Below are 23,116 nucleotides of genomic sequence, written 5' to 3'. Positions count from 1 at the left end.
CGGGCGGCGGCGCTCACTTGTCGTCGCTGGGCATGGCCCGCGCCGGCTGAATCGCCCCCTGCACGGCCTGTTCGAACTGCTTGACCTGCTGCTGGGGCGTTGCCGGGCGAGCCGCCGCCGAATCAGTGCCTGCCGCTGCCGCGGGAGCGACTCCCGCCGAAAGCTGCTTCTTCGCGAGCACGCCCACGATGGCGACCACCACGACAAGACTGAGGATTCCAAACACCGCGCGCATCACCTGCCCTCCATTCCAAGCCGCTTCATCCATGCAGCAAGTTCCCGTTCGTCCTCGTTGCCGGCCCCGTAAGCCTCGCGCAGGTTCGCGTGCGATTCGGGCCGGTGCTGGTTGATCTTGAGCTTGCAGGACCACTGTTCCACGTGCAGCTCGAAGCCCACGATCCCCGCCAGCATCTTCTGGGCGAACTCGTCGCCCAGGCTGCGCCACTGCTCGGCGTAGGCGGGCTCATGGTCGCCGATCAGCTTTTTCAGGAGCGCGTCCTTCGCCGCCGGCTCCTCCACCATCTGGGCCCGCACGCGGCAATGGACGGTCAGGTAATTCCAGGACGGCACGCGCTGCCGGTCCGGGTAGACCTTGGGACTGAGGTAGGCATGCGGCCCCATGAAGACCGCCAGCGCCTGCGGCCTTTCCTTCAGGTAGCGCCAGTGCGGATTGGGCTTGGCGCAGTGTCCGAACAGCACGAACCGCCCTTCCCTTTCCTCCAGATGGAGCGGCAGGTGGGTCACGAACGGGAAGCCGGTGTCGTCCACCGAGACCAGGCTGGCGAACGGATACGCGCGCATCAGGTCCGCGGCGATCGCGGGGTCCTCCGAGCGGAAGTGCGGTGGCTGGTACATGCGAGGTCCTCCTCGGCGCAAATGTAGCGACAACTCCAGCCGCACGCACCGCCGATTCCGCATCAGTGCGATGCGAAACCGGCGATCACTCCCATTCGATGGTGGCGGGCGGCTTGCTCGAGACGTCGTAGGTGACGCGGTTGATGCCGCGCACCTCGTTGATGATGCGGCCCGACACCCGCTTGAGCAGCGCGTACGGCAGCTCGGCCCAGTCGGCCGTCATGAAGTCGCTGGTCTGCACGGCGCGCAGCGCCACCACGTAGTCGTAGGTGCGGCCGTCGCCCATCACGCCGACGCTCTTGACGGGCAGGAACACCGTGAAGGCCTGGCTCGTCAGGTCGTACCAGCTCTTGCCCGTGGACTCGTCGCGGAAGTTGCGCAGTTCCTGGATGAAGATGTCGTCGGCGCGGCGCAGCAGCTCGGCGTACTCCTTCTTCACCTCGCCCAGGATGCGCACGCCCAGGCCGGGCCCGGGGAACGGATGCCGGTAGACCATCTCGGGCGGCAAGCCCAGGGCCACTCCCAGCTCACGCACCTCGTCCTTGAACAGGTCGCGCAGCGGCTCCAGCAGCTTGAGCCCGAGCTGCTCGGGCAGGCCGCCGACGTTGTGGTGGCTCTTGATCGTGACGGCCTTCTTGCTCTTGGCGCCGCCGGACTCGATCACGTCCGGATAGATGGTCCCCTGCGCCAGCCACGCCACGTGGCGCGAATGGCTCTGCTTGATCTTCTCGGCCTGCGCCTTGAACACGTCGACGAACAGGCCGCCGATGATCTTGCGCTTGGCCTCGGGGTCGCTCACTCCGGCGAGCTTGCCCAGGAACAGGTCGGCGGCATCGACGCGCACCACCTTCGCGTGCAGCTTGCCGGCGAACATCTCCATCACCTTGTCGCCCTCGTTCAGGCGCAGCAGGCCGTGGTCGACGAAAACGCAGGTGAGCTGGTCACCGATGGCGCGGTGGATCAGCGCCGCGGCAACGGATGAATCGACGCCGCCCGAAAGTCCGAGGATCACCTCCTCGTTGCCCACCTGCTTGCGGATTGCCGCCACCGCCTCGGCGACGTGGTCGCGCATCACCCAATCGGGCCGCGCCTTGCAGATGCCCAGCACGAACCGTTCGAGGATGGCCCTGCCCTGCACCGTGTGCGTGACCTCGGCGTGGAACTGGATGGCGTAGAAACGCCGGGCCTCGTCCGCCATGCCCGCGATCGGACAGCTCTCTGTCGAGGCCATCAGCTTGAAGCCGGGCGGCATCTCCACGACCTTGTCGCCGTGCGACATCCAGACGTTGAGCATGCCGTGGCCTTCCGGCGTGGTGTAGTCGGCGATGTCGCGCAGCAGCTCGGTGTGGCCGCGCGCGCGCACGGCCGCGAAGCCGAACTCGCGCTTGTGGCCGCCCTCCACCTTGCCCCCGAGCTGGTGCGCCATGGTCTGCATGCCGTAGCAGATGCCCAGCACCGGCACGCCCAGCTCGAAGACGGCTTGCGGCGCCTTGTCGGTGGTCTCCTCGTACACACTGGCATGGCTGCCCGAGAGGATCACGCCGCGCAGCTTGCCGTCCGCCGCGTACTGCCGGATCCACTCGTCCGAGACGTCGCAGGGATGGACTTCGGAATAGACGTGCGCCTCGCGCACGCGCCGCGCGATCAGCTGCGTGACCTGGGAGCCGAAGTCGAGGATGAGGATCTTGTCGTGTTGCATGAGGTCAGAGGGAAGCGATGTCCAGCAGGCGCACGCCGCAGGCGGGCGCGGCCTCGGAAAGTCGGCGGTCGAACGTCAGCAGCGGCAGGTTGAGCGATCGCGCGAGCCACATGTAGCCCGCGTCGTAGGCCGAAAGCCCGGCATCGAGCGCCACGGCGAGCGATGCCTTGTGCTGCGCAGGAGCGAGTTCGTGCAGTTCGACCCGATGGCGCACCGCCTCCAGCACGCTCCAAAGGCCCTCCACGCTGGAGGTCGGGATCCGGCCGCGCCGCACGCCGTTGGCGATGATGTTGGCGCACTCCCATTGCCAGAGGTTGGGGGCCTGCGGGTCCACTTCGTCCCGCCGGATCAAGGCGTACAGGCGCCTCGTGTGCTCGCTGGCCTCGTCGGGAAGGAGCCATGCGGCGGTGACCGAGGCGTCCAGGACGAAGGCGGTCATTCCTGCCGGCCTTCGTCGCGCAGTTCCCGCCAGCCGGGGCCGGGGGCGATCGTGCGGTGCAGGGCGTCAATCTGCTCCAGTTCACGGCTGATCTGCTCGTCCGTGATCACGGGCCGGCGACGGACCGGCACCATGCGCACCACCTCCTTGCCGTGGCGGGTGATGCGGACCTCCTCGCCCTTCTCGACCATCTCGATCAGGGCGGAGAAGTTGTTCTTGGCTTCGTAGATGCCGGTACGCTGCATGGCTGGCCAGAAATGTGGAAGTCTGGCCATTCTAGCCGTTCAGGCCAGACTTCACAACTCTGGCCAGAGTGGTCACTCAGCCCGGTAGTTCGGCGCTTCCTTGGTGATCTGCACGTCGTGCACGTGGCTCTCGCGCATGCCCGCCGCGGTGATCTGGACGAACTCGGCCTTGCTGCGCATCTCGTCGATGCCGGCGCAGCCGCAATACCCCATGGCGGCCCGCACGCCGCCGGACAACTGGTACACGATGGAGACGAGCGACCCCTTGTACGGCACCCGGCCTTCGATGCCTTCGGGCACCAGCTTGTCGGCGTTCGGGTTCGTGCTGGTCGCTTCCTGGAAGTAGCGGTCGGCGCTGCCCTGCTGCATCGCGCCGATGGAGCCCATGCCGCGGTAGCTCTTGTAGCTGCGGCCCTGGTACAGGACGATCTCGCCGGGCGCTTCCTCGGTGCCGGCGAACATGCCGCCCATCATCACCGTGTTCGCGCCCGCGGCGATGGCCTTGGCGATGTCGCCGGAGTAGCGGATGCCGCCGTCGGCGATCAGCGGCACGCCGCTGCCCTGCAACGCGGTGGCCACGTTGTCGATCGCCGTGATCTGCGGGACGCCCACGCCGGCCACGATGCGGGTCGTGCAGATCGAGCCCGGCCCGATGCCGACCTTGACCGCGTCGGCGCCTGCTTCCACCAGGGCGCGCGCGGCGCCTCCCGTGGCGATGTTGCCGCCGATCACGTCCACGTCCGGGTAGTTCTGCTTCACCCAGCGCACGCGGTCGATCACGCCCTTGCTGTGGCCGTGCGCGGTGTCCACCACGATCACGTCCACGCCGGCTTTCGCAAGGGCCTCGACACGCTCTTCGGTGCCCTCGCCCACCCCGACCGCGGCGCCCACGCGCAGGCGGCCGGAGGCATCGCGTGCGGCATTCGGGAAGCTGGTCTGCTTGGTGATGTCCTTGACGGTGATCAGGCCCTTGAGCTCGAACGCGTCGTTGATGACCAGCAGGCGCTCCAGCTTGTACTTGTTGAGCAGGGCCTTGGCCTCGGCGGCGCTGGTGCCCTCGCGCACGGTCACCAGGCGCTCGCGCGGCGTCATGATCTGGCTCACCGGCACGTCGTAGCGGGTCTCGAAGCGCAGGTCGCGGCCCGTGACGATGCCGACCACCCTGCCCCCGTCGATCACCGGGAAGCCCGAGATGCCCAGCTGTTCCTGCATGGCCACGACCTGGCGCACCGTGTGCTGCGGCGTGATCACGACCGGATCGCGCAAGACGCCCGACTCATAGCGCTTGACGCGGGACACCTCGGCCGCCTGCTGCTGGGGCGTGAGGTTCTTGTGGACGATGCCGATGCCGCCTTCCTGCGCGATCGCGATCGCCAGCCGCGCCTCGGTCACCGTGTCCATGGCCGCCGAGACGAGCGGCAGGTTCAGCGGGATGTTCCGCGACAGGCGCGTGGCCAGCGAGGTGTCCTTGGGGAGGACCTGGGAGAACGCCGGGACCAGCAACACGTCGTCGAAGGTCAGCGCTTTGCCGAGAAGGCGCATGTCAGTGCTCCAAAAAAAGGATTGTACTCAGGCACTTGGTACTAACCCCAGTGCCCGGCTGTGGCCCCGGCGTGACGCAGTGCTCGTGCGGATGCGCGCGCGGCTTTCAACGGCTGAGCCGCCCCACTACACTGGCCCCATGACCGCCCTTCGCGCCCTCGCCCTCGCCGGCCTCTGTGCCCTCCCGGTCCTCGCCTCCGCGCAGTGGATGTACCTCGACCAGCACGGCCGCAAGGTCTTCAGCGACAAGGCGCCGCCGCCGGAGACGCCTCCCGGCAAGATCCTGCGTCAGCCGGGCATGAAGTCGTCCGCATCCGCGACCGCGGAGCCGCAGGCCACGCCGGTGGCTGCCCAAACCGCGGCGGCGGCCAGCGCGCCGAAAATCATCGGCAAGGACAAGGCGCTGGAAGACCGCCGTAAGCAGGCCGAGGCCGCCGAGGCCGAGAAGACCAAGGCGGCCGCCGAAGCCCAGGCCAAGGTGCAAGCCGACAACTGCGCCCGCGCCCGCCAGGCGAAGGCCACTTACGACTCGGGGCAGCGCATCGCCCGCATCAACGCGAAGGGCGAGCGCGAGGTCGTCGACGACAGCCAGCGCCAGAGCGAGCTCAAGCGCATCGAGGGCATCATCGCGAGCGACTGCAAGCCGGCCTAGTAGCCAGGCTTCGCGCCCGGGCGGCGTCCCGAGAACAGGCCCGCGGCGCGGCTGCCCTGCCGCCGGAATCGCTCCCGGCGCGCCACCTTCGGGTCCACCTGCAGCGGCCGGACCAGCTCCACGCGATCACCGTCTCGAAGCACCTGGGCATCGTCGGCCCGCCGGCCCCAGATCCCCACGATTTCACCCTCGGCCGGCGAGAGGCCGCAGCAACGCAAGGCATCCGCGACCGTGGCGCCGTCCGCAAGGTCCAGAACCTGCTCGCGAACCTGGCGCGGCCCGGGCGAATGACAGACGGTGACGCGCGGCATCAGCCGTAGACGTGTTCGGCGCGCTTGACGAAAGCATCGACCAGGCTGCCCGCGATGCGATCGAAGACCGGCCCCACCATCGCCGCGAGCGCGCCGCTCTTGAAGCCGTAGTTCAGGTCCAGTTCCACCTTGCAGGCGCGCTGGCCGTCGCTGCCCACGGGCACGAAATTCCAGCGGCCATCGAGATTCGAGAACGGCCCGTCCACGAGCTTCATCGCCACGCGGCGCCCCGGCACGTGTTCGTTGCGCGTGACGAAGCTTTGGCGGATGCCGCTGAACGCGATGCCGATCTCCGCCTTCATCCCGTGATCGTCCTGCTCCAGAACCTTGGCGTGGTCGCACCAGGGCAGGAACTTCGGGTATTGCGCCACGTCGGTGACCAGCCTGTACATCTCTTCCGCGCTGAACCAGATGAGAACTGAGCGGTGGACGGTTTTCATACAGAATGCGGGGCCCTGCGGGCCTGCGCGGGATTGTAGAGAGGGCCCGCGTCCCCCATCTGTCAGTCCATGGCCACCAAGCAAGACGGCGCCGCACGCATCGCCGAGAACAAGAAAGCTGCCTACAACTACTTCTTCGAGGAGCGGTTCGAGGCCGGCATGGTGCTGCAGGGCTGGGAGGTGAAGGCGCTGCGCGAAGGCAAGGTCCAGCTCACCGACGGCTACGTGGTCATCAGGAACGGCGAGCTCTTCATCATCGGCTGCCAGATCAACCCGCTCAAGACCGCCTCCACCCACGTCAATCCGGAGAGCTTGCGCAGCCGCAAGCTGCTGATGCACAAGGACCAGATCCGGCGGCTCGTCGGCAAGGTCGAGCAGAAGGGCTACACGCTGGTGCCGATCAACCTGCACTGGAAAGACGGCCGGGTGAAGTGCGAGATCGCGCTGGCCAAGGGCAAGGCCGAACACGACAAGCGCGACACCATCAAGGATCGCGAAGGCAAGCGCGAGGTCGAGCGCGCAATGAAGAGCCGCCACCGCTGACTTTTTGGCGGGCGCGGAATAAACGGCGCGGCGGCTTCGTTCATCCGGGCAGGAACAACACCGGAGAAACCCAATGGTCCTGTCCTCGCTTCCCACCCGCATGGCCGCCATCGTGCTTGGCGCCGGCCTCGTCGCCTGCGCCTCCATGGCCAACGGCACGGCGCCCGCCAAGGTGTCGGACGGCGTGCTCGTCGGTCCGAACGGCATGACGCTGTACACCTTCGACCGCGACTCGTCCGGCAGCGGCAAGTCCGTCTGCAACGGCCAATGCGCCACTGCCTGGCCGCCGCTGATGGCCCAGGGCAGCGCGAGCAACTCCGGCGACTGGACCGTGGTGACGCGCGACGACGGCGCCAAGCAGTGGGCCTACAAGGGCAAGCCGCTCTACTACTGGGTCAAGGACACCAAGCCCGGCGACAAGACCGGCGACAACGTCAACAACGTCTGGCGTCTCGCCCGCCCCTGAAGCCGAGCCTGGCCGGCGCTGGTTGGGATAGCCTCTGGCCGATGCAGCCCGCCGACCTCGAAGGACAGATCCCGCACCTGCGCCGCTACGCGCGGGCGCTGACGGGCGACCCGTGGGCGGCCGACGACCTGGTGCAGGACACGCTGGAGCGGGCCTGCGGCCGCTGGCAGCTGTGGCGCGCCGGCAGCGACCTGCGCGCCTGGCTGTTCACGGTGATGCACAACCTGTTCGTGGACGGCGTGCGGCGCGCCGTGCGGCAGGCGGGCCACCGCCTGGACATCGAGGAGGCCGATTCCGAGCTGGTGGCCCCGTCCTCGGCGCCCGACCAGCTGCTGGACCTGCAGCGCTGCCTGATGCGGCTGCCCGAGGAGCAGCGCGAGGTGCTGCTGCTCGTGACCTTGCAGGACCTGGGCTATGAGGACGTCGCGCGCATCACCGGCACGCCGGTGGGCACGGTGATGTCGCGGTTGTCCCGGGCGCGCACCCGGCTGCGCGAATTGATGGATGCCGGCCCGCGTTCGAGCGCCGCGATCGTGCCGCTCAAGCGCATGAAATGAACTGGATGAAAAAGGACCCCTCTTCTCCCGACGAAGCCCGGCTGCACGCGCTGGTCGACGGCCAGCTCGACCCGCACGCCGCCGCCGAACTGCGGGCGCAGCTCGCCACGGATCCAGCCGCGGCGCAGGCGCTGCAGGACTGGCAGGAGCAGCGCGAGCTGCTCCGCGCCCTGCACGACGACGTGCTGCAGGAACCGGTGCCCCCGGCCCTGGCGCAAGCCGCGGGCCGGATGGGACAGCGAGGCATACAGGTCCACCGGTGGCAGCAGTGGGGCGGGGTGGCCGCTTCGGTGCTGGTTGCGTTCGGCGCCGGTTGGCTCGCCCACGGAGAGTGGGGCAGTCAGGGATCCAGCTCTGTCGCGCGTGCAAGGCCCCTGGCCGACTTCGGCCGGCAGGCGGTCGTCGCGCACAGGGTCTATGCGCCGGAGGTGCGGCATCCGGTTGAAGTGTCGGTGGCCGAACAGGAGCACCTGGTCCAGTGGCTGTCCAAGCGCCTGGGCCGGCCGTTGAAGATCCCGGACCTCACGGCGCAGGGCTATGAACTCGTGGGCGGCCGTCTGCTCCCCGGCGAACAGGGCGCCCGCGCGCAGTTCATGTATCAGAACGCGCGCGCCGAGCGCATCACGCTGTACGTCGGCGCCGTCACGCCGGGCAGGAACGGCGCCCCCGCGACGGGCGAAACCGCGTTCCGGTTCACCACTGAAGGCGAAGCCTCCAGCTTCTACTGGGTGGACCAGGGTTTCGGGTATGCGCTGGCCGGCCGGCTCGCCCGCGCGGAGCTGCTGCCACTGGCGAACAGCGTCTACCGCCAGCTCTGATCCGTCAGTCCAGCCGGCGCAGCGGATGCTCGTTCGCGGGCCAGGGGCTGCGGAAGAACGGCGCGACCATTTCCGGCGTCACGTCCTCGATGCGGGGCGGATTCCAGCGGGGCACGTGGTCCTTGTCGATGGCCAGCGCGCGGATCCCCTCCACCGTCTCGCCGGCCGCGCCGGGCCGCAGGTGGAAGCAGTGGTGCACCAGGTCGCGCTCCATGCGCAGGTCGTCGGCCAGGTTCATGCTGCGCGCGCGGCGCACCTGTTCCAGCACGACGTGCAGCATCAGCGGGGAGCGTTTGCGCAGGGCGGCAGCGGTGTGCCGGCTCCAGTCGGTCGCGCCTGTCTCGAGTTCGGCCACGATCGCTCGGACGGTCGGCAATGCGAACACGCGGTCGATCTCCGGCCGGTGATCGGCCAGCTTCGAGCCCTCGACGCGGTGCGGCGTCGGCACGGCCGCGGCGCCCTCGGTCGACAGCCGTTCCCACAATCCCGGCAATCCATCCGAGTCCACCACCACGTCCGCCAGCCGCGCGTCCACCGCGTCGGCCGCGCCGATCACCTCGCCCGTGAGCGCCAGGTACTCGCCCAGGCGGCCGGGGCATCGCGACAGGAAATAGCCGCCGCCCACGTCCGGGAACAGGCCGATGTTGGTCTCGGGCATGGCCATCTTCGTGCGCTCGGTGACGATGCGGCAGCGGGCCCCTTGCGAGATCCCCATGCCGCCGCCCATCACGATGCCGTCCATGAAAGCCGCGTACGGCTTGGGGTAGTGATGCACGAGGTGGTTGAGCGTGTATTCCTCGGTGAAGAAGTCGCCCAGCTGCGGGTCGCCGGCCAGCGCGGCCGAGTGGAAGAAACGGATGTCGCCGCCCGCGCAGAAGGCGCCGAACGGGCCTTCCTTGCCGACGCCGCGGACCGTGACCACCTCCACCCGCGGATCATCGCGCCAGGCCCGCAGCGTGGCCGTGAGCTCGCGGATCATCGCCAGCGAGAGCGCGTTCAGCGCCCTGGGCCGGTTCAGCGTGATGCGGCCGGCCTTGCCCGCGATTTCCGCGATGACATCGCTCATGCGCGTCGCCTCCACCCCACCACTTCGTTCATCACCAGCGCGCCGATCACCAGCGCGCCGCCCGCCAGCACGGTCTGCGTCGGCACCTCGTCCGCGCCTACCCAGGCGAGCAGGATTCCGAAGATCACCTCCAGCAGCGCCAGCAGGGCGATCTCCGGCGCCTTGAGCACGCGGGCGCAGACCACGGACAGCGCACAGGGAATCGCGAGTTGCACCAGGCCCAGCAGCGCCAGCAGCCCGATGTCGTGCCAGGAGGCCGCGAACGGCATCGCGAGCGGCAACGTGGCCAGCGAGGAGATCACCGCGCCCACCAGCACGGCCGGCACCAAGTCGACATCGGCCCCATGCGCGTGCGAACGCTGCGTGATCGTCCAGTTCACAGCGCCTGCGAGCGGCACGCACAGCGCCACCAGCGTGCCGGCCAGCTGCCCGCCGGACACCTGCGCGCCATACATCCAGGCGATGCCGGCGCCGGCCACCAGGATGGCCAGCCAGGTGCGCCCCGGGATGCGGTGGCCGATGAAGATGCGGGCGACCAATGCCGTCAGGAACGGGCCGACCGCCATCGTCACCAGCACATTGGCCACGCTGGTAAGGGTGAGCGCGACCATGAAGGCCGTGAACATCACGCTCCAGCACAGGCCCGACAGCCACAGGGCCGCCCCGCCGGAGCGGATCTTCCCGAACACGGCACGGCCCTGGAAGAACGGCAGGATCACCAGCAGCGACAGCACGGTGAAGAAGCTGCGCCAGAAGGTGATCTCGAAGCTGCGGGCCTGCTCCAGGTGGCGCGTGATGACGCCGGCGATGGACCACATCAGGGTCACCGCGACCATCAGGAACACCGCTTGCGTGTGGGAGAGCTTGAGCTTCATTCTTGTTGTTGGAGGAAGCGCCGGTCCAGGGCTTTCAGGCCGCTTCGCGCAAGGCACGTTTTCGTTCGTGCTCCTTCAGGAACCGCTTGCGCAGCCGGATCGACTTGGGCGTGATCTCCACCAGCTCGTCGTCATCGATGAACTCGACGCCGTACTCAAGCGTCAGCTCGATCGGCGGCGTGACCTTGATCGCGTCTTCCTTGCCCGACACGCGGAAGTTGGTCAGCTGCTTGGTCCGGGTGGCGTTGACCACCAGGTCGTTGTCGCGGCTGTGGATGCCCACGATCATGCCCTCGTAGACCGGGTCGTTCGGCTTGACGAACATGCGGCCGCGGTCGTCCAGCTTGCCCAGGGCGTAGGTGAAGATCTCGCCGTCGTCCATGGAGATCAGCACGCCGTTCTTGCGGCCGCCGATCTCGCCGCGGAACGGCTCGTACTTGTCGAAGATGTTGGAGATCAGCCCCGAGCCGCGGGTGAGGTTCAGGAACTCGTTGGAAAAGCCGATCAACCCGCGCGCCGGGATGCGGTACTCCAGCCGCACGCGGCCGCGGCCGTCCGGTTCCATGTTCACTAGGTCGCCCTTGCGCTCGCCCAGCGCCTGCATCACGCCGCCCTGGTGCTGCTCTTCCACGTCGACCGTGACCAGTTCGATCGGCTCGCAGCGATCTCCAGCGATGTCCTTGAACACCACGCGCGGCTTGGAGACCGCCAGCTCGTAGCCTTCACGGCGCATGTTCTCCAGCAGGATGGTCAGGTGCAGTTCGCCCCGGCCGGAGACCTCGAACACGCCCTCCTCGTCGGTTTCCTTCACGCGCAGCGCGACGTTCGACTGCAGTTCCTTCTGCAGCCGGTCCCAGATCTGGCGGCTGGTGACGTACTTGCCCTCGCGGCCGGCCAGCGGGCTGGTGTTGACGCAGAAGTTCATCGTCAGCGTCGGCTCGTCGACCTTGAGCATGGGCAGCGGCGCCGGATCCAGCGGGTCCGTGACCGTCACGCCGATGCCGATTTCGGGGATGCCGTTGATCAGCACGATGTCGCCCGGGCCGGCCTCCGTCACCTGCACGCGATCCAGCCCCTGGAACGTCAGCACCTGGTTGACCCGGCCCTTGAGCGACTTGCCGTCGGCGCCCTCCATCACCAGCACGTCCATCATCGGCCTGAGCGTGCCGGCGTTGATGCGGCCCACGCCGATTCGGCCGACGAAAGTGGAGAAGTCCAGCGCCGAGATCTGCAGCTGCAGCGGCGCCTGCGGGTCGCCCTCGTGCGCCGGCACGTGCTCCAGGATGGTGTCGAACAGCGCCGACATGTCCGGGCCCCACTGCTGGCCGGCCTCACCCGCTTCCATCGAGCTCCAGCCGTTGATGCCGGAGGCGTAGACCACGGGGAAGTCCAGCTGTTCATCCGTCGCGCCCAGCTTGTCGAACAGGTCGAACGCGGCGTTGATCACCTTGTCGGGGTTGGCGCCGGGCTTGTCGACCTTGTTCACCACCACGATGGGCCGCAGGCCCAGGGCCAGCGCCTTCTTGGTCACGAAGCGCGTCTGCGGCATCGGGCCCTCCTGGGCGTCGATCAGCAGCAGCACGCCGTCGACCATCGAAAGGGCGCGCTCCACCTCGCCGCCGAAGTCGGCGTGGCCGGGCGTGTCGACGATGTTGATGTGCGTGCCCTTCCAGCTCACGGCGCAGTTCTTGGCCAGGATGGTGATGCCGCGCTCGCGCTCGATGGCGTTGTTGTCCATCACGGTGTCGACCACCTTCTCGTGCTCGGCGAAGGTGCCGGACTGCCGCAGCAGCTGGTCGACCATGGTGGTCTTGCCGTGGTCGACGTGGGCGATGATGGCGATGTTGCGGATCTGCTTGTTGTTGCTCATGGGGTCGTGGTCGCGGTTGGCGACTGCAGGATTTGCTGGATTTCGATCGGGCTCAGCAGACGCCCGGGGATCAGTTCACCGGCGCGCACGTGGGCGGTGCCCAGGAGCGCCGGCGGGTTCCGGCCGAAGACGGCCACGGCGGACATGTCGGGCCATGCGCCCCGCCGGCGCAGGCCGGACAGGAACCGGCCCGCATCTTCGGCGTCGAGCGTGACGCGCGAGTGACCTTCGAGAAGGGCTTCGGGCGGCAGCAGCGCCGCTTCGCGCTCGTCCTCGTCCGAGGCCTCGAAGGCTTCAAGCGTGACGCAGCGGGCGACGCCGAAAGGACCGGTCGCCGTGCGCCGCAGCAGCGAAAGGTGCGCCCCGCAGCCGAGGGCCTCGCCGATCTCCTCGCCGAGCGTGCGGATGTAGGTGCCCTTGCTCACCCTCGCGATCAACCGGACCGCCGGGCGGCCGGCGTCCTCGGCCAGCGAGAGCTCTAGGGCATGGATGGTGACGTCGCGCGGCTCGCGGGCGACCTCCTCGCCGGCGCGCGCGTATTCGTACAAGGCCTTGCCGTCCTTCTTCAACGCGCTGTGCATCGGCGGGAGCTGGCGGATGCGGCCGGTGAATTGCCGCTGAACGGCCCCCAGCTGCTCGGCGCTGATCCCCCAGACCGGACGCTCGGCAACCACTTGCCCTTCCGCGTCGCCGGTGCTGGTCTTCACGCCAAGCACGGCCACGGCTTCATAGGTCTTGTCCGCTTCCAAGTGAAGCTGGCTGAACTTGGTCGCTGCGCCGAAGCACAGGGGGAGCACCCCGGTCGCCAGCGGGTCGAGCGTGCCCGTGTGGCCGCCCTTCTCCGCCCGCAGCAGCCACTTGCATTTCTGCAGCGCGTCGTTGCTGGACAGACCCTTGGGCTTGTCGAGCAGCAGCACCCCATGCACAGGGCGCCGCTGCACCCTGGTGCGTGGCGCTTTCAAACCTAGTCGTCCTTGCTGCGGGAAGAGACCGCCTTGGCGATCAGCGCGTTCATGTCGGCGGCACGCTCGGTGGTGCGGTCGAACTGGAAGTGCAGCGTGGGGACGGTGTGGATGTGCAGGCGCTTGAAGAGGCCGTTGCGCAGGAAGCCGGCGGCGTGGTTGAGGGCGTCCTCGCATTCCTGCGGGTTGCCCACGAGCACGCTGAAGAACACCTTGGCGTGGGCGTAATCGGGCGTGACCTCCACCGAGTTGATCGTGACCATGCCCAGCCGCGGATCCTTTATCTCGCGGATGAGCTCGGCCAGATCGCGCTGGATCTGGTCGGCCACCTGGTAGCTGCGGTTGGGCTTGGTGCTCTTCTTCGGCATGGGGAAACGGGGCAGGAACGCAGAAAACGCTGAAATCACGGGCAGAAAGCGCAGGAGAGCCGCGAATCCTTCGGGATCTCTTTTCGTGCTTTCTGCGGCCTTTCTGCGCTTTCCGCGATCGGCTATCCGCCTTACAGCGTCCGAGCCACTTCCTTGATCTCGAAGACTTCCAGCTGGTCGCCTTCCTTGATGTCGTTGTAGTTCTTCAGCTTGATGCCGCACTCGAAGCCTTCCTTGACTTCGCGCACGTCGTCCTTCATCCGCTTGAGCGACTCGATCTCGCCGGTGTAGACCACCACGTTGTCGCGCAGCAGGCGGAAATGCGCGCTGCGCGTGACCACGCCCGACGTGACGTACGAGCCGGCCACCGTGCCGATCTTGGACGCCACGAAGACGGTGCGGATCTCGGCGGTGCCGATGACCTCTTCCCTCTTCTCGGGCGCCAGCATCCCGGACATGGCGGCCTTCAGGTCGTCCACCGCGTCGTAGATGATGTTGTAGTAGCGGATGTCGATGCCGTTGCCCTCGGCCAGCTTGCGCGCGCCGGCGTCGGCACGCACGTTGAAGCCGATGATCACCGCCTTGGAAGCGATGGCCAGGTTGATGTCGGACTCGCTGATGCCGCCCACGGCCGCGTAGACCAGCTGCACCTTGACCTCCTCGGTCGACAGCTTGACCAGCGACTGCGACAGCGCTTCCTGCGAACCCTGCACGTCGGCCTTGACGATGATCGGCAGCGTCTTCACCTCGCCGGCCGTCATGTCCGAGAACATGTTCTCCAGCTTGGCGGCCTGCTGCTTGGCCAGCTTGGTGTTGCGGAACTTGCCCGCGCGGTAGGTCGCGATCTCGCGCGCGCGGCGCTCGTCGGTCAGCACCATGAACTCGTCGCCCGCCTGCGGCACCTCGGTCAGGCCCTGGATCTCCACCGGGATGGACGGGCCGGCCGATTTGATGGTCTTGCCGTTCTCGTCGAGCATGGCGCGCACGCGGCCGTAGGTCTGGCCCGCGAGCACCACGTCGCCCACCTTCAGCGTTCCGGACTGCACCAGCACCGTGGCCACGGGACCGCGGCCCTTGTCCAGCTGCGCTTCGATGACCAGGCCCTTGGCGGCGGCATCCACCGGCGCCTTGAGTTCCAGCACTTCGGCCTGCAGCAGCACCTGCTCGAGCAGGTCGTCGATGCCCTGGCCGGTGATGGCCGAGACGCTGACGAAGGGCGAATCGCCGCCGTATTCCTCGGGCACGACCTCCTCGGCCACCAGCTCCTGCTTGACGCGGTCGGGGTTGGCGCCGGGCTTGTCGATCTTGTTGACCGCCACGACGATGGGAACGCCCGCCGCCTTGGCGTGCTTGACCGCTTCCTTCGTCTGCGGCATCACGCCGTCGTCGGCCGCCACCACCAGGATGACGATGTCGGTGGCCTGCGCGCCGCGGGCACGCATGGCGGTGAACGCCTCGTGGCCCGGGGTGTCCAGGAACGAGATCGTGCCGCGCGGCGTTTCCACGTGGTACGCGCCGATGTGCTGGGTGATGCCGCCGGCTTCGCCCGCCGCCACCTTGGCGCGGCGGATGTAGTCCAGCAGCGAGGTCTTGCCGTGGTCGACGTGGCCCATGACGGTGACCACCGGGGCGCGCGAAAGCGCCTCGGCGTTGGCCTGGCCGACTTCCTCTTCGGTGAACGCCTCGGGGTCGTCCAGGGCGGCCGTGACCGCCTTGTGGCCCATTTCCTCGACCACGATCATGGCCGTGTCCTGGTCCAGCGGCTGGTTGATGGTGACCATCTGGCCCATCTTCATCAGCGCCTTGATCACTTCCGAAGCCTTGACGGCCATCTTGTGGGCCAGCTCGGCGACCGTGATGGTTTCCGGCACGTGCACTTCGATGACGCGCTGCTCGAGCTGGATCTGCGGCGAGTCGTCGCGCTGGTCGCGGTCATTGCCGCGGCGGCCGCGCGGGCCCCCGCGCCAGCTGTTGCGGCCCACGCCGCCCGAGGAGTCGCCGCGGGTCGGGATGCCCTTCTTCTTGGCCGGATCGGCGGCCCAGCTGGAGGACAGCTTGGCCGACTTGACTTCCTTGCCGGCACCGGGGCCGGCGGGCGCGGCGCCCGGGGTGGCGCGCGCGGTGACGGCGGGCTTGTGCAGCGTGCCCTTGGCGGCCGGCTTGGCCGCGTCGCCGGGCTTGGCGACCGGCTTGGCTTCCTCGGGCTTCTTGGCGACCAGCACCTTCTTGGGCGCGGCCATCATGGCGCGGATGGCCTCGGCTTCCGCCAACGCCTTGCGGCGGCGTTCCTCGAGGTCCTTGGCGCGCGCGGCTTCCTCGTCGGCGCGGGCCTTGGATTCGGCATCCGCGCGCGCACGGGCTTCCGCCGCCGCCGCGGCGCGGGCCGCAGCGGCAGCCGCAGCCTCGGCGCTGGCTTCGGCCTCCGCCTGGGTCTGGGCGGCCTTCTTCTGTTCTTCGTTGGCGGCGTACGCGGCGGCGCGTTCCTCGGCCTCGCGCTCGCGGCGCTCCTGCTCCTCGCGCAGGCGCCGCTTCTCGGCCAGGTCTTCCTCCTGGCGGCGGATCAGTTCGGCCTGGCGGCGCGCTTCTTCCTCGCGGCGGGCGAGTTCGGCGTCGTCGGCACGGGGCGACGGCGGCTCACGCAGCTCGGCCTCGGGCGCTTCGACGACGGCGGTGTCGCCGCCCTCTTCGCGCTTGACGAAGGTGCGCTTCTTGCGGACTTCCACCTGGATGGTGCGGGCCTTGCCGCTGGCGTCGGCCTGCTTGATCTCGCTGGTCGACTTCTTGACCAGGGTGATCTTCTTGCGCTCGGGCGAGGCCGTGCCGTGGCTGGCCTGCAGGAAGCCGAGCAGCTTCTGCTTGTCGGCCTCGGACAACGCGTCGGTCGGCGCGGACTTGGCCACGCCTGCGCTGCGCAGCTGTTCAAGCAGCGTCTGGGGTGATTTCTTGAGTTCGCTGGCGAACTCGGCGACGGTGGTACTGGACATATGTTCTTGAACCCTCCATCACGTCACGCTTGCGCGGTCGCACCGGTGAACCAGTGTTCGCGCGCTTTCATGATCAGGGCTTTGGCCTCGTCCGCGGACTGGCCGGTAATCTCGGTCAACTCGTCGACGGCCAGATCGGCCAGCTCGTCGCGGGTCTGCACGCCGGCCTCGGCCAGCCTGGCGATCAGCTGCGGGTTCAGGCCGTCGAGGTCGCGCAAATCCTGCGACACCTCCTCGACGCTCTCCTCGCGGGCGATCTCCATGGTGAGCAGCGCGTCCTTCGCGCGGGCGCGCAGCTCGTTGACGGTTTCCTCGTCGAAGGACTCGATCTCCAGCATCTCCTGGATCGGCACATAGGCCACTTCTTCCAGGCTGGTGAAGCCCTCGACGATCAGGATGTCGGCGATTTCCTCGTCGACATCGAGCTTTTCCATGAACAGCGTGCGCAGGCCGCTCTGCTCCTCGGCCTGCTTCTGGGCCGACTCGTTGGCGTCCATGATGTTGATCTTCCAGCCCGTGAGCTCGGAAGCCAGGCGCACGTTCTGCCCGCCGCGGCCGATGGCGATGGCGAGGTTCTCCTCGTCGACCACCACGTCCATCGCGTGCTTCTCCTCGTCGACGACGATGGAGGTGACGTTGGCAGGCGCCAGCGCGCCGATGACGAACTGCGCCGGGTCCTCCGACCACAGCACGATGTCGACACGCTCGCCGGCCAGCTCGTTCGTGACCGCGTTCACGCGGGTGCCGCGCACGCCGACGCAGGTGCCGATCGGGTCGACGCGCTTGTCGTGCGACAGGACGGCGATCTTGGCGCGCGAGCCGGGGTCGCGGGCGCAGCTCTTGATCTCCAGCAGGCCCTGCTCGATCTCGGGCACTTCCTGGCGGAACAGCTCGATCATGAACTCCGGGGCCGCCCGCGACAGGATGATGGGCGCGCCGCGCAGCGTCAGGTCCACCTCCATGATCATGGCGCGCACGCGGTCGCCGTTGCGCAGGTTCTCCTTGGGGATCATCTCGCCGCGGCGCAGCCGGCCTTCGACGCGGCCGCTCTCCACGATGATGTCGCCCTTGTCCATGCGCTTGACCGTGCCGACGAAGATCTTGTCGCCGCGCGACATGAAGTCGTTCAGCAGCATCTCGCGCTCGGCGTCGCGGATCTTCTGCAGGATCACCTGCTTGGCGGCCATGGCGCCGATGCGGCCGATGGGCAGCGAGTCGACCGGCTCCTCGATGTAGTCGCCCTCATCGACGTCGTCCACGCGCTCGCGGGCGTCCATGAGGAGTTCCTCGGCGTCGGGGTTCTGCAGGCCCTGGCTGTCGGGCACCACCAGCCAGCGGCGGAAAGTCTCGTACTCGCCGCTGTCGCGGTCGATCGCCACGCGGATGTCCACGTCGCCCTCGTACAGCTTCTTGGTGGCCTGGGCCAGCGCCGACTCCACGGCGCCGAACACCACGTCACGCTCCACGTTCTTCTCGCGCGAGATCGCTTCGACCAGCATCAACAATTCGCGATTCATCACGACTCTCCTGTCTGCCTGGGCCTGCGGCCCTTGAAATCCACTACCGGCGCGAGCCGCGCCTCCTTCAATTCGTCCAGCATGAAGCCGATCGCCTGCAGCGGCGCCGGCTCCTTCTTGCGGCTGACGCGCTGGCCCGGCTTGGGCTCGGGCTCGTCGCTCCACACCAGTTGCCAGGCGCCGTTCTCGCCGCGCCCCAGCTGGCCCCGGAACTTCTTGCGGTTGGCCGCGACCTGGCCCGCGCCGGCCGCACCCACCGGCGACTTCAGGGTGATGTCCACCACCTCGCCGGCGAAGCGCTCGAAGTCGCGCTCGCTGCGCAACGGCCGGTCCAGCCCCGGCGAGGACACCTCCAGCCGCTTGTAGTCGATGCCCTCGACTTCCAGCGCGTACTGCAGCTGCCGCGTGACCTTCTCGCAGTCCTCGACGTTCACGAAATTTTCCTGCCCCGGCTTCCAGGGCAGGTCGATCGTCACGCGCAGCAGGCCGCCGGCGGAGCGTTCTATCTCCACCAGCTCGTATCCCAGGCCGGTCACGGTTTGCTGGGCGATGTCCTGCAGCGCCACGTTCGCGTCTATCCCTTGCAAGCCTCGCGACCAGGTCCGGACGCCAAAAGGCGACGGGCAAAAAAAAAGGGCCGGTGAGTACCCGCCCGTCCTGGTCGTGAAGCAAAGATTGTACCGCGAGGGGACCGCCTGCGCAACCGGAAAGGAGCGGTTCAGCCGAGCGGGTCGCGCCCAGAACGCATGAGCTTCACGTCGGCCCGCCGACGTTTGTCCGCCAAGCGCCGGCGGCCTGCCGAAGCTGGGAGCCGCGTCGGCTTTCTCAAGTGCGGCGGCTCGGCCACGCTGTCCACCAGCTCCTGCAGGCGCTCCCAGGCTTCGGCCCGGTTCATGTCCTGGCTGCGATGCGTCTGGGCCTTGAGCACCAGCACGCCCCAGCGGCTGATCCGCTTGTCCTGCAGAGCCAGCAAGCGGGCCTTGTGGTCGGGCGGCAGCGACGACGCGCGGATGTCGTAGCGCAGGTGGATCGCGCTGGAGACCTTGTTGACGTTCTGGCCGCCCGCGCCCTGCGACCGGACCGCGGTGATCTCCACCTCTTCCGGCGGGATGACCGTTCGCCTGCGCTCGAGCACCATGCTCAGGAAGCGGCGGCCACGAGCGCGCGGGTGTAGTCGTGCGACGGACGACCCAGCACCTGGTCGACGGGGCCCGATTCCAGCACCTGGCCGTCCTTCATCACGAGCACTTCATGCGCCATCGCGCGGATCACGTCGACGTCGTGCGTGATCAGCAGGTAGGCCAGCCCTTTCTCGCGCTGGAGTCTCTGCAACAGCCCGAGCACCTGCTTCTGGATCGTGACGTCCAGCGCGCTCGTAGGCTCATCGAGGACGAGCAGCCGCGGCCCGACGATCAGGGCACGGGCGATGGCCAGCCGCTGGCGCTGGCCGCCGGAGAACTCGTGCGGGTACCGGTCCAGCAGCCCGGGGAATTGCTTTTCGGTAAGCCCCACGTCGGCCAGCGCGGACAGCACGCGTTCGCGCCGGCCGGGAGTGCCCAGCTCCGGCTCGTGTACCAGCAGGCCTTCGCCGACGATCTCTTCGACCGTCATGCGGGGCGAGAGCGACGAGAACGGATCCTGGAACACGACCTGCACCTGCCGCCGCGCGGCCTTGTTGGCCGCGGAGTGCGGGCCCCACTGGTGGCCGACGACGTCCAGCTCTCCCCGGTGCGGGATGAGGCCCAGCGCCGCCAAAGCCAGCGTGGACTTGCCCGAGCCGGATTCGCCCACCACACCCAGGGTGCGGCGCGCCGGGATGCCGAAGCTCGCCCCTTGCACGGCGATGAACTGGCCGCGACGGAACCAGCCGCGCACCCCTGGCACCGGCACCGGGTACGAGACCCGCAGGCCGTCGGCCCTCATCACCTCGTCATCACCGTTCGCGCCTTCATGGACTTCGCGGCGAGGCCGGCTGTCGATCAGCTTCTTCGTATACGCGTGCTGCGGATGCGAGAAGACGACGTTGACGCCGCCCTCCTCCACCAGGTGGCCGTTCTCCATCACGGCCACACGGTCCGCGAACTTGCGGACCAGGTTCAGGTCGTGAGTGATCAGCAGGACTGCCATGCCGGTCTGCCGCTGCAGCTCGGCGAGCAAGGCCAGGATCTGCCCGCGCAGCGTGACGTCGAGGGCGGTGGTCGGTTCGTCCGCCAGCAGCAGGCGCGGCCTGCTGGCGAGGGCCATCGCGATCATCGCCCGCTGGCGCTGACCGCCGGACAGCTGATGCGGATACGCCAGGGCGCGGCGTTCGGGCTCCGGGATGCCGGTGGCGGCCAGGGCTTCGACCGCCGCCTGCCAGGCCTGCCGGCGGGTCAGGGCCTGTTTGAGTTCCAGCACCTCGGCCACCTGGTCGCCCACCGTGTAGAGCGGGTTCAGCGCCGTCATCGGCTCCTGGAAGATCATGGCGATGTCGTCGCCGCGGATGCCCAGCAGCTCGCGCTCGGGCAAAGCCAGGAGGTCCTTCGGCGCTTGCCCGGGCGTGCGGGGCTGCAACACGGCGGAGCCCGTCACCGTGGCGTTCTGCACCAGGCCGAGGAGCGACAGCGCGGTGACGGTCTTGCCTGATCCCGACTCGCCGACGAGCGCGAGCTTTTCGCCCTGGCGGATGCGGAAGTCGACGCCGTGGACGACTTCCTTGCCGCCGAAGGCGACGCGCAGGCCGGCGACGTCCAGGAGGGGTTCGTGGCTCACGAGGAGTCCTTCCTGGGATCCAGCGCATCGCGCAGCGCGTCGCCCATGAACGTCAGGAGCAGCAGCGTGATCGACAGCACCGCGAACGTGGAGATCGAGATCCACCAGGCGTCCAGGTTGGCCTTGCCCTGATTGAGCAATTCACCGAGCGACGGTGTTCCGGGCGGCACGCCCAGCCCCAGGAAATCGAGCGAAGTGAGCGCCAGGATGGCGGCGCTCATGCGGAACGGCAGGAAGGTGACCACCGGGGTCATGCTGTTGGGCAGGATGTGCCGCCACATGATCCGGCCGTTGCCCACGCCCAGCGCCCGCGCGGCGCGCACGTAGTCCATCTGGCGATTGCGCAGGAACTCGGCGCGCACGTAATCGGACAGCCCCATCCAGCCGAACAGCGACAGCAGGATCAGCAGCAGCGCCACGCTGGGGGCGAACACTGCCGAAAAGATGATGAGGAGGTACAGCTCCGGCATCGAGCCCCATATCTCGATGAAGCGCTGGAACGCCAGGTCGGTCTTGCCGCCGAAAAAGCCCTGGATCGCGCCGGTCAGCACGCCCAGCACCACGCCGATGGCCGTCAGCGCCAGCCCGAACAGCACGCTGACCCGAAAGCCGTAGATCAATTGCGCCAGCAGGTCGCGCCCGCGGTCGTCGCTGCCCAGCAGGTTCTCGCGCGACGGCGCCGCCGGATTCGGGCTGCTGGCGAAATAGTTCAGCGTCTTCGGTCCGTACCGGTTGGGCGGGTAGATCGCCCAGTTGCCGCCCTGGGCCAGCTTGTTCTGGATGAACGGGTCCAGGTAGTCCGTGGGCGTATGGAAGTCGCCACCGAAAGTCGTTTCCGGGTAGTCGCGCACCAGCGGGAAGTACAGGCTGCCCTCGTAGCGCACCAGCAGCGGCTTGTCGTTGGACAGCACCTCGGCGAACAGGCTCAGGACCACCAGCACCGAGAAGATCACCAGGCTGAAGAAACCAAGGCGGTTGCGGCGGAAGCGCTGCCACGCGCGCTGGCCCGGAGACACAGATACTGCAGGACGGCTACCAGGGCCACCGCGGAACCGGCTTTGCCGGGCCGCTGGTGGCGCCCCCCCGGGGGGGAGGCGGCCGATGGCCGCTTCGGGGGGGTTAGTCGAATTTGACACGGGGATCCACCAGCACGTAGGAAAGGTCGCTGATCAGCTTGGTCACCAGCCCGATCAGGGTGAAGAGATAGAGCGTGCCCAGCACCACCGGGTAGTCGCGCCGGATCACGCTCTCGTAACTCAGCAGGCCCAGGCCGTCGAGCGAGAACAGCGTCTCGATCAGGAGCGATCCGGTGAAGAACGCGCCGATGAAGGCCGCCGGAAAGCCCGTGATGATCGGGATCAGCGCATTGCGGAACACGTGCTTCCACAGCACCCGCCGCTCGTCCAGCCCCTTGGCGCGCGCGGTCAGGACGTACTGCTTGCGGATCTCCTCCAGGAAGGCGTTCTTGGTCAGCATGGCCGTCACGGCGAAGCTGCCGAACACCATGGCGGTGACCGGCAAGGCGATGTGCCACAGGTAGTCCACGATCCTGCCGCCCCAGCTGAGCTGGTCCCAGTTGGCCGACGTCAGGCCCCGCAGAGGGAACCACTGCAGCTGCCCGCCGAACACCACCAGCAGCGCCACGCCCAGCACGAAGCCCGGGATCGCGTAGCCCACCAGCACGATCAGCGTGGTGACGAAATCGAAGCGCGTGCCGGCCCTCACCGCCTTGGCCACGCCGAGCGGCACCGCTATCAGGTAACTGAGAAAGAAGGTCCACAGCCCCAGGCTGATGGACACCGGCAGCTTCTCCTTCACCAGCTCCCACACGTCCTTGTGCTGGTAGAAGCTGCGCCCCAGGTCGAAGCGGGCGAACTGCCCGAGCATCTGGAAGAAGCGCTCGTGGGCCGGCTTGTCGAAGCCGTACAGCTGCCGGATCTCGGCGATGCGCTTGTCGTCGATGCCTTGCCGTCCGCGATACCCGGCGCCGACGGCCGCCGCCCGCTCGCCGCCCGAATCGCGGCCCTGCAGCTGCGCGACCATCTGCTCCACCGGCCCGCCCGGCACGAACTGCACGATGGCAAACGTGACCAGCAGCACGCCCAGCAGGGTGGGCACCATGAGCAGCAGCCGCTTGAGGATGTAGGCGGTCATGG

The 23,116-nt window shown here is 68.2% G+C and carries 25 protein-coding genes; 5 read left to right on the top strand and 20 right to left on the bottom strand.

Translation table 11 applies throughout. The features are described 5' to 3' along the window. Nucleotides 1-13 precede the first annotated feature (13 nt). The 6 genes from EZ313_RS20880 to guaB form a co-directional block, all read right to left on the bottom strand. Complete coding sequence (locus EZ313_RS20880; protein WP_240788726.1) at nucleotides 14-268, bottom strand: hypothetical protein; 255 nt, start codon at nucleotides 266-268, stop codon at nucleotides 14-16. Next, complete coding sequence (locus EZ313_RS20875) at nucleotides 235-855, bottom strand: FMN-binding negative transcriptional regulator (protein ID WP_135265231.1); 621 nt, start codon at nucleotides 853-855, stop codon at nucleotides 235-237. Before EZ313_RS20875 ends, EZ313_RS20880 begins: the two co-directional genes overlap by 34 nt. Nucleotides 856-940: 85 nt before the next feature. Further along, the gene (guaA, locus tag EZ313_RS20870) at nucleotides 941-2,554 is read right to left on the bottom strand and encodes a glutamine-hydrolyzing GMP synthase (protein ID WP_135265230.1); all 1,614 of its coding nucleotides are present in this window, start codon (nucleotides 2,552-2,554) and stop codon (nucleotides 941-943) included. Nucleotides 2,555-2,558: 4 nt separating this feature from the next. Next, a complete protein-coding gene (locus EZ313_RS20865; RefSeq protein WP_135265229.1) occupies nucleotides 2,559-2,993 on the bottom strand; it encodes a type II toxin-antitoxin system VapC family toxin in 435 nt (144 codons plus the stop codon). Then, nucleotides 2,990-3,238 carry a type II toxin-antitoxin system Phd/YefM family antitoxin gene (locus EZ313_RS20860; protein WP_135265228.1) on the bottom strand — a complete coding sequence of 83 codons (249 nt, stop codon included), beginning with the start codon at nucleotides 3,236-3,238 and terminating at the stop codon, nucleotides 2,990-2,992. Before EZ313_RS20860 ends, EZ313_RS20865 begins: the two co-directional genes overlap by 4 nt. A gap of 72 nt (nucleotides 3,239-3,310) precedes the next feature. Continuing rightward, nucleotides 3,311-4,780, bottom strand: a complete 1,470-nt coding sequence (gene guaB, locus EZ313_RS20855) for an IMP dehydrogenase (RefSeq protein WP_135265227.1) — start codon at nucleotides 4,778-4,780, stop codon at nucleotides 3,311-3,313. A 139-nt stretch (nucleotides 4,781-4,919) separates the two neighbouring features. Between guaB and EZ313_RS20850 the strand changes: the two genes are divergently transcribed. Further along, entirely contained in the window at nucleotides 4,920-5,432 is a 513-nt protein-coding gene (locus tag EZ313_RS20850; protein WP_135265226.1) for a DUF4124 domain-containing protein, read from the top strand. Here EZ313_RS20850 and EZ313_RS20845 read toward each other — a convergent pair. Both EZ313_RS20845 and EZ313_RS20840 read right to left on the bottom strand, forming a co-directional pair. Then, on the bottom strand, nucleotides 5,429-5,743 hold the full coding sequence (locus tag EZ313_RS20845) for an RnfH family protein (RefSeq protein WP_135265225.1): 315 nt from the start codon (nucleotides 5,741-5,743) through the stop codon (nucleotides 5,429-5,431). The genes EZ313_RS20850 and EZ313_RS20845 overlap by 4 nt on opposite strands. Then, a complete protein-coding gene (locus tag EZ313_RS20840; RefSeq protein ID WP_135265224.1) occupies nucleotides 5,743-6,183 on the bottom strand; it encodes a type II toxin-antitoxin system RatA family toxin in 441 nt (146 codons plus the stop codon). Before EZ313_RS20840 ends, EZ313_RS20845 begins: the two co-directional genes overlap by 1 nt. Before the next feature lie 69 nt (nucleotides 6,184-6,252). Here EZ313_RS20840 and smpB point away from each other — a divergent pair, with 69 nt between their 5' ends. The 4 genes from smpB to EZ313_RS20820 all read left to right on the top strand — a co-directional run bounded on the left by smpB (nucleotide 6,253) and on the right by EZ313_RS20820 (nucleotide 8,567). After that, nucleotides 6,253-6,726 (top strand): SsrA-binding protein SmpB, encoded by a 474-nt coding sequence (gene smpB / locus EZ313_RS20835; RefSeq protein ID WP_135265223.1) that lies wholly within the window; start codon nucleotides 6,253-6,255, stop codon nucleotides 6,724-6,726. Nucleotides 6,727-6,799: 73 nt separating this feature from the next. After that, entirely contained in the window at nucleotides 6,800-7,192 is a 393-nt protein-coding gene (locus EZ313_RS20830) for a COG4315 family predicted lipoprotein (protein WP_420849329.1), read from the top strand. Nucleotides 7,193-7,233: 41 nt separating this feature from the next. Then, entirely contained in the window at nucleotides 7,234-7,749 is a 516-nt protein-coding gene (locus EZ313_RS20825; RefSeq protein ID WP_135265222.1) for an RNA polymerase sigma factor, read from the top strand. Further along, complete coding sequence (locus EZ313_RS20820; protein ID WP_135265221.1) at nucleotides 7,746-8,567, top strand: anti-sigma factor family protein; 822 nt, start codon at nucleotides 7,746-7,748, stop codon at nucleotides 8,565-8,567. The genes EZ313_RS20825 and EZ313_RS20820 overlap by 4 nt, the downstream gene beginning before the upstream one ends. A gap of 4 nt (nucleotides 8,568-8,571) precedes the next feature. On the opposite strand, the gene EZ313_RS20815 is transcribed toward EZ313_RS20820, so the two are convergent. The 12 genes from EZ313_RS20815 to EZ313_RS20760 all read right to left on the bottom strand — a co-directional run bounded on the left by EZ313_RS20815 (nucleotide 8,572) and on the right by EZ313_RS20760 (nucleotide 23,114). Beyond that, on the bottom strand, nucleotides 8,572-9,633 hold the full coding sequence (locus tag EZ313_RS20815) for an enoyl-CoA hydratase/isomerase family protein (RefSeq protein WP_135265220.1): 1,062 nt from the start codon (nucleotides 9,631-9,633) through the stop codon (nucleotides 8,572-8,574). Next, on the bottom strand, nucleotides 9,630-10,508 hold the full coding sequence (locus EZ313_RS20810; RefSeq protein ID WP_135265219.1) for a DMT family transporter: 879 nt from the start codon (nucleotides 10,506-10,508) through the stop codon (nucleotides 9,630-9,632). Before EZ313_RS20810 ends, EZ313_RS20815 begins: the two co-directional genes overlap by 4 nt. Nucleotides 10,509-10,542: 34 nt before the next feature. Then, the gene (gene typA, locus EZ313_RS20805) at nucleotides 10,543-12,378 is read right to left on the bottom strand and encodes a translational GTPase TypA (RefSeq protein ID WP_135265218.1); all 1,836 of its coding nucleotides are present in this window, start codon (nucleotides 12,376-12,378) and stop codon (nucleotides 10,543-10,545) included. Beyond that, the gene (gene truB, locus EZ313_RS20800) at nucleotides 12,375-13,340 is read right to left on the bottom strand and encodes a tRNA pseudouridine(55) synthase TruB (RefSeq protein WP_135265217.1); all 966 of its coding nucleotides are present in this window, start codon (nucleotides 13,338-13,340) and stop codon (nucleotides 12,375-12,377) included. The genes typA and truB overlap by 4 nt, the downstream gene beginning before the upstream one ends. Before the next feature lie 2 nt (nucleotides 13,341-13,342). Further along, nucleotides 13,343-13,708 carry a 30S ribosome-binding factor RbfA gene (gene rbfA / locus EZ313_RS20795; RefSeq protein WP_135265216.1) on the bottom strand — a complete coding sequence of 122 codons (366 nt, stop codon included), beginning with the start codon at nucleotides 13,706-13,708 and terminating at the stop codon, nucleotides 13,343-13,345. A gap of 131 nt (nucleotides 13,709-13,839) precedes the next feature. Then, the gene (gene infB, locus EZ313_RS20790; RefSeq protein ID WP_135265215.1) at nucleotides 13,840-16,692 is read right to left on the bottom strand and encodes a translation initiation factor IF-2; all 2,853 of its coding nucleotides are present in this window, start codon (nucleotides 16,690-16,692) and stop codon (nucleotides 13,840-13,842) included. 23 nt (nucleotides 16,693-16,715) lie between these two features. Beyond that, complete coding sequence (gene nusA / locus EZ313_RS20785) at nucleotides 16,716-18,209, bottom strand: transcription termination factor NusA (RefSeq protein ID WP_135265214.1); 1,494 nt, start codon at nucleotides 18,207-18,209, stop codon at nucleotides 16,716-16,718. Then, nucleotides 18,209-18,775 carry a ribosome maturation factor RimP gene (rimP, locus tag EZ313_RS20780; RefSeq protein ID WP_135265213.1) on the bottom strand — a complete coding sequence of 189 codons (567 nt, stop codon included), beginning with the start codon at nucleotides 18,773-18,775 and terminating at the stop codon, nucleotides 18,209-18,211. The genes nusA and rimP overlap by 1 nt, the downstream gene beginning before the upstream one ends. Nucleotides 18,776-18,927: 152 nt before the next feature. Next, entirely contained in the window at nucleotides 18,928-19,347 is a 420-nt protein-coding gene (gene arfB, locus EZ313_RS20775; RefSeq protein ID WP_135265212.1) for an alternative ribosome rescue aminoacyl-tRNA hydrolase ArfB, read from the bottom strand. Between the two features lie 2 nt (nucleotides 19,348-19,349). Next, a complete protein-coding gene (locus EZ313_RS20770; RefSeq protein WP_135265211.1) occupies nucleotides 19,350-20,960 on the bottom strand; it encodes an ABC transporter ATP-binding protein in 1,611 nt (536 codons plus the stop codon). Beyond that, nucleotides 20,957-21,976, bottom strand: a complete 1,020-nt coding sequence (locus EZ313_RS20765; protein WP_240788725.1) for an ABC transporter permease — start codon at nucleotides 21,974-21,976, stop codon at nucleotides 20,957-20,959. Before EZ313_RS20765 ends, EZ313_RS20770 begins: the two co-directional genes overlap by 4 nt. Nucleotides 21,977-22,079: 103 nt before the next feature. Then, entirely contained in the window at nucleotides 22,080-23,114 is a 1,035-nt protein-coding gene (locus EZ313_RS20760; protein ID WP_135265210.1) for a microcin C ABC transporter permease YejB, read from the bottom strand. Nucleotides 23,115-23,116 lie beyond the last annotated feature (2 nt).

The organism is Ramlibacter henchirensis (assembly GCF_004682015.1).
In the GTDB taxonomy this organism is placed as follows: Bacteria; Pseudomonadota; Gammaproteobacteria; order Burkholderiales; family Burkholderiaceae_C; genus Ramlibacter; species Ramlibacter henchirensis.
The sequence above is the reverse complement of the archived record's forward strand: the minus strand, read 5'-3'. Positions and strand labels throughout refer to the sequence as shown.

Coding starts and splice junctions, on each gene's coding strand:
- EZ313_RS20880 (WP_240788726.1), bottom strand. CDS start 268: ATGGATGAAGCGGCTTGGAATGGAGGGCAGGTGATGCGCGCGGTGTTT.
- EZ313_RS20875 (WP_135265231.1), bottom strand. CDS start 855: ATGTACCAGCCACCGCACTTCCGCTCGGAGGACCCCGCGATCGCCGCG.
- guaA (WP_135265230.1), bottom strand. CDS start 2,554: ATGCAACACGACAAGATCCTCATCCTCGACTTCGGCTCCCAGGTCACG.
- EZ313_RS20865 (WP_135265229.1), bottom strand. CDS start 2,993: ATGACCGCCTTCGTCCTGGACGCCTCGGTCACCGCCGCATGGCTCCTT.
- EZ313_RS20860 (WP_135265228.1), bottom strand. CDS start 3,238: ATGCAGCGTACCGGCATCTACGAAGCCAAGAACAACTTCTCCGCCCTG.
- guaB (WP_135265227.1), bottom strand. CDS start 4,780: ATGCGCCTTCTCGGCAAAGCGCTGACCTTCGACGACGTGTTGCTGGTC.
- EZ313_RS20850 (WP_135265226.1), top strand. CDS start 4,920: ATGACCGCCCTTCGCGCCCTCGCCCTCGCCGGCCTCTGTGCCCTCCCG.
- EZ313_RS20845 (WP_135265225.1), bottom strand. CDS start 5,743: ATGCCGCGCGTCACCGTCTGTCATTCGCCCGGGCCGCGCCAGGTTCGC.
- EZ313_RS20840 (WP_135265224.1), bottom strand. CDS start 6,183: ATGAAAACCGTCCACCGCTCAGTTCTCATCTGGTTCAGCGCGGAAGAG.
- smpB (WP_135265223.1), top strand. CDS start 6,253: ATGGCCACCAAGCAAGACGGCGCCGCACGCATCGCCGAGAACAAGAAA.
- EZ313_RS20830 (WP_420849329.1), top strand. CDS start 6,800: ATGGTCCTGTCCTCGCTTCCCACCCGCATGGCCGCCATCGTGCTTGGC.
- EZ313_RS20825 (WP_135265222.1), top strand. CDS start 7,234: ATGCAGCCCGCCGACCTCGAAGGACAGATCCCGCACCTGCGCCGCTAC.
- EZ313_RS20820 (WP_135265221.1), top strand. CDS start 7,746: ATGAACTGGATGAAAAAGGACCCCTCTTCTCCCGACGAAGCCCGGCTG.
- EZ313_RS20815 (WP_135265220.1), bottom strand. CDS start 9,633: ATGAGCGATGTCATCGCGGAAATCGCGGGCAAGGCCGGCCGCATCACG.
- EZ313_RS20810 (WP_135265219.1), bottom strand. CDS start 10,508: ATGAAGCTCAAGCTCTCCCACACGCAAGCGGTGTTCCTGATGGTCGCG.
- typA (WP_135265218.1), bottom strand. CDS start 12,378: ATGAGCAACAACAAGCAGATCCGCAACATCGCCATCATCGCCCACGTC.
- rbfA (WP_135265216.1), bottom strand. CDS start 13,708: ATGCCGAAGAAGAGCACCAAGCCCAACCGCAGCTACCAGGTGGCCGAC.
- infB (WP_135265215.1), bottom strand. CDS start 16,692: ATGTCCAGTACCACCGTCGCCGAGTTCGCCAGCGAACTCAAGAAATCA.
- nusA (WP_135265214.1), bottom strand. CDS start 18,209: ATGAATCGCGAATTGTTGATGCTGGTCGAAGCGATCTCGCGCGAGAAG.
- arfB (WP_135265212.1), bottom strand. CDS start 19,347: ATGGTGCTCGAGCGCAGGCGAACGGTCATCCCGCCGGAAGAGGTGGAG.
- EZ313_RS20760 (WP_135265210.1), bottom strand. CDS start 23,114: ATGACCGCCTACATCCTCAAGCGGCTGCTGCTCATGGTGCCCACCCTG.